This window comes from Staphylococcus sp. NWU MKU2, assembly GCF_033283605.1.
In the GTDB taxonomy this organism is placed as follows: Bacteria; Bacillota; Bacilli; order Staphylococcales; family Staphylococcaceae; genus Staphylococcus; species Staphylococcus haemolyticus.
In genome coordinates, this window is the sequence record NZ_JAVSMH010000002.1 from 518,136 (window position 1) to 531,600 (window position 13,465).

13 protein-coding genes and 2 pseudogenes are annotated in these 13,465 nt (G+C 29.9%); 5 read left to right on the forward strand and 10 right to left on the reverse strand.

Features of this window, described 5'->3' with window-relative positions:
- Position 1 precedes the first annotated feature (1 nt).
- Positions 2–1,279 (reverse strand): homoserine dehydrogenase, encoded by a 1,278-nt coding sequence (locus SBL15_RS05940; RefSeq protein ID WP_107612512.1) that lies wholly within the window; start codon positions 1,277–1,279, stop codon positions 2–4.
- A gap of 198 nt (positions 1,280–1,477) precedes the next feature.
- Between SBL15_RS05940 and SBL15_RS05945 the strand changes: the two genes are divergently transcribed.
- Positions 1,478–2,860, forward strand: coding sequence for an aspartate kinase (locus SBL15_RS05945; RefSeq protein WP_107612514.1), 1,383 nt, complete (start codon positions 1,478–1,480; stop codon positions 2,858–2,860).
- A 65-nt stretch (positions 2,861–2,925) separates the two neighbouring features.
- Here the strand turns inward: SBL15_RS05945 and SBL15_RS05950 are convergent, their stop codons facing one another.
- Positions 2,926–3,507: a hypothetical protein gene (locus SBL15_RS05950; RefSeq protein ID WP_317955434.1), complete on the reverse strand. Its 582-nt coding sequence runs from the start codon at positions 3,505–3,507 to the stop codon at positions 2,926–2,928.
- 286 nt (positions 3,508–3,793) lie between these two features.
- Between SBL15_RS05950 and SBL15_RS05955 the strand changes: the two genes are divergently transcribed.
- On the forward strand, positions 3,794–4,651 hold the full coding sequence (locus SBL15_RS05955; RefSeq protein ID WP_317955436.1) for a hypothetical protein: 858 nt from the start codon (positions 3,794–3,796) through the stop codon (positions 4,649–4,651).
- A 62-nt stretch (positions 4,652–4,713) separates the two neighbouring features.
- Here the strand turns inward: SBL15_RS05955 and nucI are convergent, their stop codons facing one another.
- A complete protein-coding gene (gene nucI, locus SBL15_RS05960; RefSeq protein ID WP_037537150.1) occupies positions 4,714–5,250 on the reverse strand; it encodes a thermonuclease NucI in 537 nt (178 codons plus the stop codon).
- 167 nt (positions 5,251–5,417) lie between these two features.
- Between nucI and SBL15_RS05965 the strand changes: the two genes are divergently transcribed.
- Together SBL15_RS05965 and SBL15_RS05970 are read left to right on the forward strand one after the other, a co-directional pair.
- Positions 5,418–5,609 carry a hypothetical protein gene (locus SBL15_RS05965; protein ID WP_011275874.1) on the forward strand — a complete coding sequence of 64 codons (192 nt, stop codon included), beginning with the start codon at positions 5,418–5,420 and terminating at the stop codon, positions 5,607–5,609.
- Positions 5,610–5,848: 239 nt separating this feature from the next.
- A complete protein-coding gene (locus SBL15_RS05970; RefSeq protein WP_037537151.1) occupies positions 5,849–6,028 on the forward strand; it encodes a hypothetical protein in 180 nt (59 codons plus the stop codon).
- A 153-nt stretch (positions 6,029–6,181) separates the two neighbouring features.
- Here SBL15_RS05970 and SBL15_RS05975 read toward each other — a convergent pair.
- From SBL15_RS05975 to SBL15_RS06000, 6 genes and pseudogenes are all read right to left on the reverse strand, one after another.
- A pseudogene (locus SBL15_RS05975) lies at positions 6,182–6,784 on the reverse strand (response regulator transcription factor).
- A complete protein-coding gene (locus SBL15_RS05980) occupies positions 6,781–7,878 on the reverse strand; it encodes a sensor histidine kinase (protein ID WP_107613665.1) in 1,098 nt (365 codons plus the stop codon). The pseudogene SBL15_RS05975 and the gene SBL15_RS05980 overlap by 4 nt, the downstream one beginning before the upstream one ends.
- Entirely contained in the window at positions 7,879–8,616 is a 738-nt protein-coding gene (locus tag SBL15_RS05985) for an ABC transporter permease (protein ID WP_053018999.1), read from the reverse strand. It abuts the gene before it with no gap.
- Between the two features lie 3 nt (positions 8,617–8,619).
- The gene (locus SBL15_RS05990; protein WP_053041023.1) at positions 8,620–9,486 is read right to left on the reverse strand and encodes an ABC transporter ATP-binding protein; all 867 of its coding nucleotides are present in this window, start codon (positions 9,484–9,486) and stop codon (positions 8,620–8,622) included.
- Positions 9,487–9,675: 189 nt separating this feature from the next.
- Positions 9,676–11,157 (reverse strand): cardiolipin synthase, encoded by a 1,482-nt coding sequence (gene cls, locus SBL15_RS05995; RefSeq protein ID WP_107612702.1) that lies wholly within the window; start codon positions 11,155–11,157, stop codon positions 9,676–9,678.
- A 38-nt stretch (positions 11,158–11,195) separates the two neighbouring features.
- Entirely contained in the window at positions 11,196–11,390 is a 195-nt protein-coding gene (locus SBL15_RS06000) for a hypothetical protein (protein WP_107612699.1), read from the reverse strand.
- A 213-nt stretch (positions 11,391–11,603) separates the two neighbouring features.
- Between SBL15_RS06000 and SBL15_RS06005 the strand changes: the two are divergent.
- Positions 11,604–12,635 (forward strand): annotated as a pseudogene (locus SBL15_RS06005) (threonine aldolase family protein).
- Positions 12,636–13,058: 423 nt separating this feature from the next.
- Here SBL15_RS06005 and SBL15_RS06010 read toward each other — a convergent pair.
- A complete protein-coding gene (locus tag SBL15_RS06010; protein WP_107612747.1) occupies positions 13,059–13,337 on the reverse strand; it encodes a hypothetical protein in 279 nt (92 codons plus the stop codon).
- Positions 13,338–13,465 lie beyond the last annotated feature (128 nt).

The window sequence follows — 13,465 nt, forward strand, 5'->3', positions numbered from 1 at the left end:
ATTAAACCCCTTCAACTGGATAAATTTTCTCGATATTAAAATCAGCTTTACTTAAAACGTCCTCTGGTGACTGATCTAAACCTATAATAACTACATCATACGTTTGTTCATCACGTTGTTCAACTTGTAGTGATTTATGGAAAGGTAACGTTTCTTTCAATAATGATTCAAATTTTTCTTTTGATAAGTCACTATTAAGAACAACATAATAGTTTAACTTCTCTTGAATAGCTACGACATCTTCCGTATCCATAATTTCGCGAGTTGCATCGGTTTTCAATTCAAAATGAGGTGGTAATGTATGCGTATTTGATTCAAAGAATAATGCCACATTTAGTAAATCACTTACAACAGCACTTCCAGTAGCTAAGCTACCTGCACCTTTCCCATAGAACATTGTATCGCCCACTGCATCGCCCACGACATAGATTGCATTATATTCATCTTCAACTGTAGCTAGTTGATGGGATTTATGTATTAATGTTGGTTCAACTGATGCGTTAACTTTACTATTTTGATAAGTTCCCTTACCAATCAATTTAATTTTATAACCTAATTTGTCCGCGACATTGATATCAGATAAAGTGGTCTGACTTATACCACGAACTTTAACATCATTTAATTTAATGACTTGGTTAAATGATAAATAAGAAGTGATAACAACTTTACGTGCTGCATCAATACCTTCTACGTCATCAGTCGGATCTGCTTCAGCAAAACCTAACCTTTGCGCTTCATCAAGAGCCTCTTCAAACGTTGTTTGTTCACGTGTCATTTTAGATAAGATGAAGTTAGATGTACCATTTAGTATTCCCATAAATTTAGAAATGTTATTAGCATTTAATCCATTATTAATAGCATTTACTATAGGGATACCACCGGCAACACTCGCTTCGAATTTCAACGCAAGTCCCTTTTCCTCAGCTAAATCTTCTAGTAGCTTCAAATGTACGGCTAATAAATCTTTGTTTGCAGTAATTACATGTTTACCGTTTTTCAAAGCATCTCTTAACCAATTAACAGTAGGTTCAATGCCACCCATTACTTCAATAACGATATCGATAGAATCATCATTTAAAATTTCATTAACATCTTCAGTTAAATGATATCGACTAATATTTATAGGTCTTTTCTTAGATTTATCACGCACTAAAATATGCTTTATAACAATATCTTTGTTTAATGTATCTATAATTTGTTGTCGATTCTCTTCAATTATTTTAACTACACCTGATCCCACTGTTCCTAGACCAAGTAAAGCAATATTTAATTCTTTCATATTTTTATCTTCCCCCCATTTGTATAACTGAGAAATACAATTGTTTTATTGAAATATACTTTATTTTAGTATACTATTAAACCATATTAAATTGATAGGACTTTTAGTAAAAAATGTAAATACTTAGCTTTATATTATCATGTGGTATCAGAAAATTAAATAGAATTTTCTGATTTTTTAGAAAGGTTGATTAGGTATATGAAAGTGGCAAAATTCGGCGGTAGTTCAGTTTCAAATGCAACACAAATCAAAAAAGTCCTAGATATCGTTAATAGCGATTCAGATCGTAAAATTATCATTGTTTCTGCACCAGGCAAAAGACACAAAGATGATGTCAAAACGACCGATCTTCTAGTTCGATTATATGAAAAAGTAATGAATAATCTTAATTATCAGGATAAAAAGAAAGAAATTATTCAACGTTATGCAGATATTTTACATGAACTTGATATGGATGATTCATTATTAAAAGTAATTGATGACACATTAGAAGAGATTATTTCAACTTTAAAAGATAAGCCTTTAAGATTATACGATGCTATTCTTTCTTGTGGTGAGAATTTTAATGCGCAATTAATTGCAGCTTATAATGATTCACAAGGTTTTAAAACGACATATCTTTCTCCAAAAGATGCAGGTATTCTAGTTACAGATTTACCACAACAAGCTCAAATCCTGGAAGAAGCTTATGAGAAGATTAGTAAATTAAAAGATATTGAAGGTAAAATTATTATCCCAGGATTCTTCGGTGTTTCTAATAATGATTATGTCGTTACGTTCCCAAGAGGCGGTTCTGACATTACAGGTGCAATTATCGCTAGAGGAATTAGAGCGTCTTTATATGAAAACTTCACTGATGTATCAGGTATTTATAAGGCTAATCCTAATATAATTAACAATCCAGATCTTATTGAAGAAATTACGTATCGTGAAATGCGAGAACTTTCATATGCTGGGTTTAGCGTCTTCCATGATGAAGCATTGCAGCCACTCTATAAACACAGAATTCCAGTGGTAATAAAAAATACAAATCGCCCTCAAGATAAAGGTACATTTATACGCCATGATAGAGATGTAAGTGATAAAAATGTCATTATAGGTATAAGCTGTGATAAAGGATTTAGTGTTATTAATATTAAAAAATATCTAATGAATAGACAGGTCGGTTTCACACGTAAAATTCTTGAAATATTAGAAGATTACAATATTTCTTTCGACCATATGCCTTCAGGTATTGATAGTATTAGTATCATCCTTCGAACACATCAATTAAAAGGTAAAGAAAAAGATGTACTTAACGCTATACGTAAACGTTGCGATGTCGATGAATTAAGTATTGAACACGACTTAGCGATTTTAATGATTGTTGGTGAAGGAATGAATAAAGCAATCGGTACTGCAAACACTATTACACATGCGTTAGCAGAGTCTAACATCAATTTGAAAATGATCAACCAAGGCTCGTCTGAAATATCAATGATGTTCGGTATTTCAATTGAAGATGCAGACAAGGCTGTTTTATCTACATATGAATATTGTTATCATGGCATTTGTTTGAAAAATCTAAATAAGCAAGCATAGTTAAAAAGCATCTAGTATTTAAGTAGTCATGTTTTGTACATTCCACTTAAATATTAGATGCTTCTTTATAATTTGTTATGAGCTAATGCCTCATTGATACGTTGCTCCCCTACGACAACTTTTAATATAACAAATTGATAATAACTTAATGAGTCTAAAACCATTTTATAATTAGGTAATTGATGGTAATTTTGATTATCCAATAAGTCGTACATTAGCACGATTTCTGGTTTAATATAATCTACTCCCCATGTCAGCGAATGAAAATAAATACTATTCTTAGGAATTCTAATATTACTATCTAATCTAAATATCCACTCTTCATTTACGACATCATAAATAAAGATATTCATTAATAATTTCTCGTTAAAAGTAATATCTATGTGTGCAATTTCGGGTACACTTAATTGATCTCGATTCATTAACTTATTATTTTTATCATAATAATTTAAATGATATGTGGACGGAATTACTTTTAATACTTCAACTAGTTGTTTACGTTCTACGCATATGTCGACTCTAGAAGGTAGAATAAAATTATTACTTAAAAATAGCTGCATTGCGACTTCCCCATGAAATTTGAATGAAGTACGACATTCATTTTTTAATATTTTAACTAGCTCTTCTACATGTTGTTGATGTTCCATATTACTACCTCCAAAGTAAACGCTTTCATACATTAATTATACATATCCTTATTTCTGATTTCAATTTACGAATTGTGAAGTATTGCTAAATTTGATGTTAAACAAAATAATAAAATTGCTAAAATTAGGTAATATTTATTATTTTATTAATTTAACTTAATTTACATTTTGTTGAACTACGCAATTATAATAGATATAATTTATATGTTATTTCATATCGCTCATGTTATAACTTTCAAATTTATTGAGTGATATAAAATTAAAATTCGAACATAGGTGATGAATTATGACATTAACAATTATCTTAATTGTTATCATCGTTATACTTATTTTGGCGTTCATCTTAAATCAACGTTACATGCAAGATAGAGTTGATACAGAAGTGTACGCAAGAAATCAGATGGTAACTAAGAATGCGACGCTTAGCAATGAAAATTTAGAACTTAAAAATCAAATGCTTAGTTCTAATAATGATGTAAGTTCACATGCAAAGCGCAACGCGAAACACGTTTTAACTAGCATTCTTGATAAGTATAAAGACCAAGGCAAGTTAAAGTATTACGATATTATAACGACAAGTAATTTAGCTACAAAACATCCTTTCTTTGAATACGCTAGAACATTCGATTACATTGTCGTTTCAGATGTTGGCTTAATCAATATTGACGTCAAAAACTGGAAACAAAAAACGTTTTACCATTTTGATGCACCAGTAGACGACGATATGCAAATTGACACAAATGATGTAAATCAGATTGTCGGTCATTATGTAAGTAAACAATATCACAGTCAGTTTGATTCACCACGCAGTGAAATTTATACTTTCGTCGAAAAAATTCAAAATAATCGTGTGATTTATGAATTTTATGATCATGATCCATATGAACAAGCAGCGATTAATTCAAAAGTTTTAAAAGACGGAATTGAAAATCATTTTAATCATAAAGTACAAAGCATCGGAGTCGTTTACTTTAGCGATGGTAGCGTAAATATCATTGAGGGTTCAGAGGAAAGAGCTCAATATGTAGACACCGTTTCAACTAAATCATCACTTGAAGCGGTAATCAAAAATGCAATTGATTTATCTAAACATCCACTTTCTGAAGACCTAGTTACCAAAATTGTAAACAGCTTTAATAATTAATGCACATAATAAGCGATCGACAGTGAATCTAGATACAGATACACGTTTCAATCGCTTATTTTTTAACTCCATAAATTCACTTTATCTTTTTTAGCTTGTTGTTCATCTTTTTCAAAAAGATGACGATATTTGCCATTCGGTGAGAAGTACTTTTCACGTGCTAATCCATTTTTGACTAATTCTTCGTTGTACATAGTGTTCTCATCTAGCCACACATATGCAAGTGTCCGACCATATCTATCTTCTTTCTCTTTGTCATATTCTAAATACACATCTTTCCCATTTAAGTGTTGTTTACTATAATTAGATGCTTCTTTACCATATGGTTGAACTGGTGTGTTAGGTTTAACTGTTTCTGGTGTATCTATACCTATAAGTCTAACTTTAATTTCTTTTCCTTCACTATTTGTAGCAACAAAGGTATCACCATCTACTACTCGGTCTACATGTACTTTCTCTTTATCCTTAATGTTTGTACTGTTTGATGATTGAGAACCATTATTTTTAAAAGGTCCTGTATGATTTATAAATTGAAAGGCTAAAACGCCTACCACTAAAACAGCTAAAACGATGATACTTAATGATTTTTTCGAATTCAAAGATGTCACCTACGCTTTTTATTTCAATAATAAATATCATATATAAATTAAAATTAATCGTCAATGACAACTTGTTTTAGTTAGACGATGTTAGTATCTACTGTACTCGCAAAAAATGAAATTATTAATCTTATCATGCTATAATAAATGCGTTAGGAGTGACATCAATGTCTGAGAAAAATGAAAATTTAGTGACAGTTATAGCCGTAATTATAGCCATAATCGTCGGTGTAATACTACAAATTGTCTATAAGTTACCTATTATTGTCTCTGTCGTAGTAGCTGTATTATTAGGCGTCTTAGTAGGATTTATTGCTTATATCATTCAATCTATAATTCGCAAAAGAAAAAACAAGTAGCACAATTAGAAAATCTTAATAGAAATTTTACTTGCAATACTAATGGGAGTAAGACAAAGAATTCAAACTGAATATTTTATCTTACTCCCAACTTTTTTATATTTAAGGTTAACTTCTTAATATTGTGGTATTTATAAGAAATACCTTAAATGTATAAAATTAATTTTAAAATATGATTAATTTATCACAATTTTAACTATCAAAAAGCCTCATCATTAAACAATTAGCGAGGTGTTATTATGGAAATCCTAGACGTAATTATAGATAATCACGGTCTAATTTATAAAGTACAAACACAAAATGGCCATGTATTCGAACATACTTTGGCGAAAGATACACCTCCAGATAAGGTTGCTCAAGTGTTACGGTTATTAGCCACTCATGTTGACAATCTAGAAACTCAAAAAAGAGATCATTAGTGAATTTACCAAGCCAAATCTCAAATTTTAAAATATAGTATTATATTTCACAAAAGTCAGGACATAGAGTTTTTTGGTTCTTGGAAACCATTCTCTTAAGAGCAAACTTATGTACTGACTCTTTTCTTCATATTTAACTACAACAATTAAATTCTATATCCAACCTTTTTCATTTGCTTTTTTCCATGCATCAAAGCGGTTCTCCGCTTCAAGTTTATCAATTATATTAGACGTGTAATTTCTTACAGTACCGTTTGAAAGATAGAGTTTATCAGCGACTTCTTTATTACTTAATCCTTCTCCTATTTCACGTAACACGACTTGTTATTTATGCGTTAATGGATTAGCCTCTTTAAACAAAGATGTCATTAAAGACGCACTATATTCTTTTTCGCCTTTTAAAACTTTATGGATGGTTGCAACTAAATCATCTACCGATCGTTCTTTTAACACATAGGCATCAACATCGTTTGCAACAGCTCTTTCAAAATAACCAGGCCTTTTAAAAGTCGTGACAATAATCACTTTTGTATTAATTTTATTTTCTCTTAATTGCGATAATACTTCTAAACCCGTCATTCCTGGTATCTCAATATCTAAAATAGCAATGTCAGGCTGTTGACTATTAATAGATTGTAATGCGTCAATACCATTATCAAAATCATCTATCACTTTTAAATCGTCGTGAAATTCAATTAATTGTATCATTGCTTTACGCAACATATTTTGATCTTCTGCAATTACGATTGAAATCATTGTACACCTTCTCTCGGAATCATAATATCGATAGTCGTACCCTGTTTAGAAGTGATATTAACTGTCCCGCTCAATAACGCTACCCTATCGTTAATACTCTTTAATTTTACTTCGCTAGGTTGTTTCAGACCTATACCGTTGTCACTAATGATTAATTTAATACCATTGTCGTAACTTTCTATTTTCCCATTAATTTCAGAGGCTTCCGCGTGCTTAATTACATTGTTAACCGCTTCTCTAAGTATCATTGATAATATCGTCTGTTTAGTTGGGTTGAGGGAACTCGCACCTCTTATATTTTCAAAGTTAAAGTGAATATTTGCATCCTTTAAGATTTGTTCTATAGATTGAATTTCTTCTTCAAAAGTTTGAACTTTTAAATTTTCAATAATATGTCTTACTTTCTCTAATGTATCTTTCGAAATTTCGTTTATATTTAATATTTCTTTCTTAGCTGCTATCGGATCTTTATCGATTAGTTTTGCAGCTAATTCTGATTTAACACTCAAACTTGCAAATACATGTCCTAACGTGTCATGTAAGTCTTGACCTATTCGATTACGTTCTTGTTCCGCAATCAAAATATTAATATATTTATTTTTTTCTTCAATTTGTTGACGATATTGTCTCTCTTTCATTATTTTAAAATTACCAAATAATATTGCTAAAATAACAATATAATAAATAATAATACTCACGACATAAAAGTGATTCGTTTGTATAATCGTTATGATGATACATGTAATCATTGAGCTTATTAATAACATAAACTCCATTGATTTTACTCCCTTTTTAAATAAAAATGGTATAGCAAATGCACTAAAGAAGAAAAATAAACTCAATGTTGGATTGTATGCATATACAAAGTAAATAATCGCTAAAAAATGAATAAAAAATAATATTAAATTGATACGATGGCTTAATGCTTCATGAAAAAGAATTAAACTAGCATATGCAAATGTAAAAATGATTACAATAAATAAATTTAATAAAAAGCTATCATCTTGCCATGTTAAATACAAACCATAATATGGAAATATTAAGTAAATTAAAGATGAAATCTCTCCCATTTTAGCGCCTAAACTACGCTTCATTTATTCCACCTCTTTTCTCTTATTAATTAATAATGCAATAATTAAGAAAATAATGCTATAAATACCTAAAATTATGAATGATTGTACATTAAAGCCATTACCTTTACCAAATTCAAGTGCCAAATGACGTAAATGATACGTTGGTGTTAGTTTAGCAATTGTTTGCATCCAATCAGGAAATGTACTAACAGGGAACCACAATCCACCAATAATGGCTAATACAATATTAAGCAGATTAGCTACGCTACTTGCTTTCTGTGTCTCACTAAATTGCGTAATGATTAAACCTAATGTCAAAAACATGCTAGCACCTAACCATAAAGAAACACCAGATAAAATCCATTCACTTGCACTTAGATCTACCCCTTTATAGAAGTGTGCTACGCTGAATAAAAGCAATATTGAAGCTAAAAATAAAGTCATAGTTTTAATAATCTTAGCCAAATAATAATTTAATACTGTGATTGGTGTAGAAATTAATCTTTTATACCAACCACTGTTTCTTTCCTCGATTATTTCTAATGGAAACTGCATCAGACAAAATCCCATTAAACTGAATACCGTCATACTATACATATACTCTTTGTAAAATACTTTTTTCGCATCTGCTGGCATATCAATTAATGATGTAAACAATAAATAGAATGCCAAAGGGAAGATGAAAGCCATAAATGATGATAATTTGCGTCGAAATAATAGTTTATATTCAATATCAAGTAACGTTATGATGTTCGTCATAGTCTATTGCACCACTCTTTCTTCTTTTGAAAACATGAGTTCCAATAAAGATTTTTTATAAATTGTGATTTGATTTAAATCTACATTTATTTTAATTAGATTTGTAATAACTGCTTCAACATTTTCTGTTTGAATTTTTAAGTTACCATTCGTAATTTCTATATCATATGTTTCTGAAAGTATTTGATATTGTTCTTCCGTAAAGGTCATTATTTCAATAATTGAATTATTTTGACTAAATAAGATATTATGTGGTGTATCATTAATTTTGATACTTCCTTGTTCTAAATAGACAACTTTATCAGCCATTCTTTCGACTTCTTCAATATAATGAGAGGTGTAAAGTATAGTTATACCATCTTCTTTAAGTTGTTCAATTAGATTCCAAAAGTGTTCTCTTGTTTCAATATCCATTGATGTTGTTGGTTCATCTAATATTAAAAATTGAGGTTTGCCTATTAAAGTTAGAACAAAGTCTAATAATCTCTTTTGACCTCCTGATAATTTATTAGCATATTGTTCCAATTGAAGATTAGAAAATTGAGTTAATTTTTGAAACTCATTAAATGTCATAGGATTGGTATATAATTGTTGATATAAATGATATAGCTCTTTTACTTTAATGAGCTTAGGTAAATTCGTAGTTTGAAATAATATGCCCATATTATGTGAGGATATTAAATTAAATTTATCTTCGACTGTTCCACTATTCGCATGCTTATGACCAATAAGTATATCTATTAAAGTGGACTTTCCTGCACCATTTTTTCCGATTAATGCAGTACACTTTCCTTCCTCGATATCTAATGAGATATTATTCAAAACCGTCTTTTTACCAAACGATTTCTTTAATTGATTGATATATATCATAACGACCTCACATCCTTTTAATTTATATATCTACTTTATCTTTTAATCGAATTTAAAATTAGTTCAAATTGTCACGACTTTAATATGACATTTGTCATATTAACTACGACGAGGTATCAAAAAAAGAGATTAAGCAACTTTAAATTGCTTAATCTCATAATTTTTAACTATTAAATTAGATTCCTTTTGCTATAAAATTGGTGATACTAATTTTGCAATATCTTCTTTAACTTTAATTGAAAGCGAACGTTTCTTGTATTCCTCTAAAGTTAATAGTTTTGATTTTTCAATGTCTTCTTCGTATGCTGCTCTGATCTTTTTAGCGATCTCTTTATCATAAATAAAAGCATTTACCTCAAAGTTTAAAGCAAAACTACGATAATCCATATTAGCTGAACCGACACTACAAATTTCATCATCAATCATCATGACTTTTGAATGAATAAAGCCATTTTGATACGTATAAATTTTCACACCACTACTTAACAATTCGGCAGCATTTGAAAATGTCGCCCAATATACAAACGGATGATCTGGTTTACATGGAATCATCAAGTGTACATCAACGCCAGCATTCGCTGCCATTTTAAGTGCATTGATATACGATTGATCTGGAATAAAGTAAGGGCTTTGCATATATATAGATTTTTTTGCACTCATAATCATTTTAGTATATCCATATTCAATCTGATGTAAATCAAATGCTGGACCACTTGAAGCAATTTGAATCGCTGATTTCCCTTTATGCTGTCTTTTTTTAGGGAAGTATTTATCATCATATTCAAATTGTGGGCGGTGCGCTTGTGAATTCCAATCTAATATAAAACGTATTTGTAATGCGTCTATAACGTCACCTTCAACACGTATATGCGTATCTCTCCAATATCCTAGTTTACCAAGTCCTAAATAATCATCGCCAATATTAAATCCTCCAATGTAACCAACTTGACCATCAATCACTATAATTTTTCTATGATTACGGTTATTCATTCTAAAATTGATAAGTGGAAACTTAGATGCAAAAAACGCTTCAACTTCGCCACCTAATGATTCAAAATGATGAAATTTCGACATTCTTACTTTTTTAGAGCCTACATCATCATATAATATTTTAACTTCTAGTCCTTCTTTGAGTTTCGTTTCTAATGCATCTAGAATACGATGACCTAAGCCATCAAGTTCAAATGTATAGTACTCTAAATGTATGTAGTTCTTAGCGTTATAAATGTCTTCAATGACTTTCTTATATAGCTTATGACCATCTGTAAATAAGTCAATGTGATTATCTTCGGTTAAAAATGCATCTTGTTTGTTTAATAACATTCTAATTAAATCTCTGTGTTTTGTTACTTGTTGATTATCAGTTTGATAATTGTGTGCATCAAATTGTTTAACTTGATCCTTTATAACACTTTTAAATGTATCTAATTCCTTACCATTATTTTTCTCCATTTTTCTTTTTGAAACAGTTCTGCCAAAAAATAAATAAAGAATAAACCCGATTAATGGTAAAACAAACAATACAAAGAGCCACGCCCATGTAGAAGACGCACTTCTTCTATTTCTTTCTAAAAAGATGATAATAAAAGCTAATACTAGATTTATCACAAAGCCTAGTGCTAATAAAATCGTAAAAACAGTTCCCAAATCTGGGCCGAACATGAATTTCATAAAATAATACTCCTATTTAATTTTATAATTTAAATTATTTACTTAGCATTTAAGACCAAGATGGCATTTAGCACTTCTTCATTATTTGGAAATTTACGTTCTTCTATTTTGTCTATTGAAATATTTAGAACTTCAAATTGACTTCCTTCATCACTTTCAAGATACATATTAATCTCTTTTTCTAACTCATCCAGTGTTTTTTCTTGAATCTTTTTAAATTTGATTTTACTCATTCTACAACACTCCATTTCAACTTATTTGTTTAAATCATAGTCTTTTTACATTTAAATCGCAAATTAATTCATTCTATAACTTATATTTTATTAAAACGCTTACAATTATATATTTAAAATATTAAATTCACATAAGAGATAAATTATTGTATACTAAAGTCATTCTATTAAAATTTTCAGAATAATTAAATTATTTAGATTGTGGGGTATTATATGATTTCTTTTGAAAATGATTACCTTGAAGGTGCACATGAAAACGTATTACAACGATTATTTGATACCAATTTAATCCAGGCTTCTGGTTATGGTGATGATCAATTTTCAAAGCAAGCAGCAGAACAAATAAAATCTGTTATCAATTGTCCAGAAGCGACTGTACGATTCTTAGTTGGTGGTACGCAAACCAATCAAGTTGTTATTAATTCAGTACTAGAGCCATATGAAGGTGTGATTTCAGCTGACACTGGTCACGTAGCTGTACATGAGGGCGGCGCGATCGAATTTAGTGGTCATAAAGTTTTAACTGTCCCATCTCACGAAGGTAAAATTAGACCAAAAGAAGTTAATGCATATCTAGATACTTTTTACAATGATTTTAAACGTGAACACATGGTCTTTCCAGGAATGGTTTATATTTCACACCCTACAGAATACGGCACTTTGTATAGTAAAGAAGAATTGAAGAATCTTGCTGACGTGTGTAAAGAACATCAAGTACCATTATTTATGGACGGTGCGCATTTAGGCTATGGTTTAATGAGTGATCAAAGTGATTTAACATTTGAAGACATTGCTAAATACTGTGATATCTTTTATATAGGTGGTACTAAAATAGGTGCGTTATGTGGTGAAGCCATCGTATTCACTAAAAATAATGAGCCAAAACACTTTACCACTCGAATCAAACAACATGGTGCTTTACTTGCTAAAGGTCGTTTAGTAGGTGTACAATTTCTGGAATTATTCACTAATAATTTATATTTAGATATTAGCCGTCATGCCATTAATATGGCTAATAAAATGAAAAAAGGATTTCTTGAAAAAGGCTATCAACTTTACTTTGATTCACCTACTAATCAACAATTTTAATTTTTTGTACTTAGTGAAGAAAAGATTAAAGAGTTGAAACAAAAAGTAAAGTTCGCGATTTGGGAGAAATATGATGATAATCATCGTGTTGTTAGATTTGCGACAAGTTGGGCTACTACCGAAGAAAATGTAGATAAGTTATTAGAGTTAATTTGATTATAGAGAAGGGAGTGGGACAGAATTCTTTTAAATTCGTCGTCCCACCCCCGCAAGGATGACTAGAACTGAGAAAAGCTTGATTTAAGCGCCTTCTCAGTTCAGTCAGCTACTGCGAATTTGCTAAATAGCATTATTATATTATTTATGTCCCAGACTGTTTTTTAATGTAGTTTATAATAAATACCGGCTATAATTACAATTAATCCAAAAAGTCCTATGATTATTTCTTTTTTAGATGGTTCACGTTTTTCTATAGTGACTTTAATATTAAATTCCACTTTTTATTCTCCTCTTAAAAGTTTAAGCAATCATGTTAATCACATTCACTACCACGTTAATATTGAATTTTAAGTAGTATAATACAATATTATACTTTGTTTTATTATTTTAGTCACCTATAGTTTAAAGTACTACCCTTTATCATACGCCTATTCTATTAATAACTTTTTGATAAGCTTCAAGCACTTGTGGATAAAGATATATTACTCTAGATCCAATCCGGCGAGTTACTTCAACTATTTCAGGTTCACAAACTATTTTATTTTGAAGCGTTGATTTACTTAATCCAGTTAAAGTTACTAAATCTTTAATACCTACTGAAGCATATTGCCTCTTATAATTTTTCAGTAAGTTTTCTAGTTTATCTTCAATCAATTTATTCATAAATGTTTCATCAATTTGGATTGTTATGTTACTCATGTTGTCTCACTCCATCTCCTACGATTAGTCAAGCATTTACAAATAAAATATGCATTACTTAACTAAACCGTTCAATTTTAATTTTTTGAATAAGGTGTTAAACTGTATTTGATTGTACGTTTGGCTAA

What these genes read in the sequence shown, in the direction of transcription:
- cls (WP_107612702.1), bottom strand. Translation starts at nt 11,157, where the DNA reads ATGAAATTCATGTTCGGCCCAGATTTGGGAACTGTTTTTACGATTTTA.
- SBL15_RS05950 (WP_317955434.1), bottom strand. Translation starts at nt 3,507, where the DNA reads ATGGAACATCAACAACATGTAGAAGAGCTAGTTAAAATATTAAAAAAT.
- SBL15_RS05945 (WP_107612514.1), top strand. Translation starts at nt 1,478, where the DNA reads ATGAAAGTGGCAAAATTCGGCGGTAGTTCAGTTTCAAATGCAACACAA.
- SBL15_RS05965 (WP_011275874.1), top strand. Translation starts at nt 5,418, where the DNA reads ATGTCTGAGAAAAATGAAAATTTAGTGACAGTTATAGCCGTAATTATA.
- SBL15_RS05955 (WP_317955436.1), top strand. Translation starts at nt 3,794, where the DNA reads ATGACATTAACAATTATCTTAATTGTTATCATCGTTATACTTATTTTG.
- SBL15_RS05990 (WP_053041023.1), bottom strand. Translation starts at nt 9,486, where the DNA reads ATGATATATATCAATCAATTAAAGAAATCGTTTGGTAAAAAGACGGTT.
- SBL15_RS05970 (WP_037537151.1), top strand. Translation starts at nt 5,849, where the DNA reads ATGGAAATCCTAGACGTAATTATAGATAATCACGGTCTAATTTATAAA.
- SBL15_RS05980 (WP_107613665.1), bottom strand. Translation starts at nt 7,878, where the DNA reads ATGAAGCGTAGTTTAGGCGCTAAAATGGGAGAGATTTCATCTTTAATT.
- SBL15_RS05985 (WP_053018999.1), bottom strand. Translation starts at nt 8,616, where the DNA reads ATGACGAACATCATAACGTTACTTGATATTGAATATAAACTATTATTT.
- SBL15_RS06010 (WP_107612747.1), bottom strand. Translation starts at nt 13,337, where the DNA reads ATGAGTAACATAACAATCCAAATTGATGAAACATTTATGAATAAATTG.
- SBL15_RS06000 (WP_107612699.1), bottom strand. Translation starts at nt 11,390, where the DNA reads ATGAGTAAAATCAAATTTAAAAAGATTCAAGAAAAAACACTGGATGAG.
- SBL15_RS05940 (WP_107612512.1), bottom strand. Translation starts at nt 1,279, where the DNA reads ATGAAAGAATTAAATATTGCTTTACTTGGTCTAGGAACAGTGGGATCA.